The organism is uncultured Porphyromonas sp., assembly GCF_934359325.1.
GTDB lineage: Bacteria > Bacteroidota > Bacteroidia > Bacteroidales > Porphyromonadaceae > Porphyromonas_A.
In genome coordinates this window covers 1-1752 of the sequence record NZ_CAKRLH010000269.1, presented here as the reverse complement: position 1 = coordinate 1752, position 1752 = coordinate 1, and the positions used below count along the sequence as shown (strand labels likewise).

Sequence of the window (1752 nt, the reverse complement as noted above, 5' to 3'; positions counted from 1 at the left end):
CTCCGTGGCGGCTCAGATCTTCCACCATGAGGACGAGCTAAGGGGCGCCAGCACTACGAGAGACTGGGAGAGGCTTGATCAGCTGCTGCGGGTAGAGCCATCCCCTTACTGGCAGACCCACCTCGACTTCGGGCAGGCGTCGAGCCGAAGGCTCAGGGCGATAGGCGACAACCTGATCCAGATCCTGATGATAAATGCTGTCATCCCCACCGTCTATTACTATGCGGAGTGGAGCGGCTCACATGCGGGCAAGGAGGCTGCACTGGACCGTCTGAGAGAGCTTCCTCCTGAGCGAAACAGCTATATCGACCTCTTCCGTCAGTATGGCATCACCGCCACCAACGCCCTGGACACTCAGTGTATGCTGGAGCTATACACCAACCACTGTATCCCCTATCACTGTCTCAGTTGCCCGATGGCGGTCCGGCTCTTCGAGCTACTCCGCACGTTGCCACAGAGCGGTCAATCCACATAGATCTGACAAGTAAAGCGACCCCACTGCAGATGCGGTGGGGTCGCTTTGTCAGTTGTCCTATAAGGACTCGAACCTTAAATTCAAGAGCCAGAATCTTGCGTGTTGCCAATTACACCATAGGACATTGTGTCTCTCTTTGACGTTGCAAAGGTAAGACTATTTACCGACTTCGCCAATAGCTGTAAGCAAATATTTTCTGAATGTTTGCACTTGTCCTTAGGCAAGGGTGACGCAGTTGAGTGGTGCGAAGGACCATTCAAATCATTGTGCAGAACGTGTATAGAGCACCCGAAATGGTCTTCGGTTAGAGCCTGACTTATCCGGAAGCTTTAGTGGTGCAAAAATACCACCTTCGTACGGAGCAATTGTCTCACAGAGTCTCTTTATGTCTCTTACCGCCTCTTTCTGTTGAAAAATAGGGATACAAATACTCTCTCCATCCGTTGAGACTTGAGTCTGCAAGTAAGACGACACATGGACGATTGTTGTTTCTCTCCTAAGAGATGGGTAGGCGGAAGCATCAAGAGAGGGCTATTACTTCTTTTGCTGTTATGCTCAAATGCGTCACCCCCGGTCCTTAGGAGAAGGTGAGAGACAGAGTTAGCGAAAAGTGGTAAATTTGGCACACTAAATAGGATCTGCATGTGGGATCCTATGAAATAGAATGGACCTATCCGCCCCCAAGGACGGATACTTGATATACTCACAGTCATCGTCATGTCACAAGGCTTCAAAAAGTTTATCACCTGGCTCTGGATCATCTTTGGTGCCGGAGTTGTAGCAGTGATACTCCTCTTCTTCCTCATCTCGAAGGGGGTCATCGGTTATATGCCCCCGATCGAGGATCTGCAGAACCCGATCGATCGCTACGCCTCACAGGTGATCAGCCAGGATGGTCAGGTACTGGGGACATTTGCCCTGCAGGACAATAATCGCATCCATACGGACTACAACGACCTCGCTCCCTCACTCGTCCATGCGCTGATCGCCACGGAGGACAAGCGATTTACCGACCACAGCGGCATCGATATGATGGGTGTACTGCGGGCCTTCTTCCGCACCATCATCATGGGCGACAAGGACTCCGGCGGTGGTAGTACGATCACCCAGCAGCTCGCTAAGCAGCTCTACTCCCCTCATGCAGACAATATCATGGAGCGAGCACTACAGAAGCCTATCGAGTGGGTCATCGCGGTGGAGCTGGAGCGACGCTACTCCAAGGAGGAGATCATCAGCCTGTACCTCAATCAATTTGACTTCCTCTATAATGCCATCGG

At 51.8% G+C, this 1752-nt stretch carries 2 protein-coding genes and 1 tRNA gene; 2 read left to right on the top strand and 1 reads right to left on the bottom strand.

Annotated elements, in window-relative coordinates:
* Positions 1–475 (top strand): DUF2851 family protein (locus Q0F21_RS07690; protein ID WP_297238811.1); only part of this gene is annotated, 475 nt, incomplete at its 5' end.
* 52 nt (positions 476–527) lie between these two features.
* Here Q0F21_RS07690 and Q0F21_RS07685 read toward each other — a convergent pair.
* A tRNA-Gln gene (locus Q0F21_RS07685) sits at positions 528–599 on the bottom strand.
* A 593-nt stretch (positions 600–1192) separates the two neighbouring features.
* On the opposite strand from Q0F21_RS07685, the gene Q0F21_RS07680 reads away from it, so the two are divergent.
* Positions 1193–1752, top strand: a 560-nt coding sequence (locus Q0F21_RS07680) for a biosynthetic peptidoglycan transglycosylase (protein ID WP_297238810.1), incomplete at its 3' end; no start/stop codon positions are given.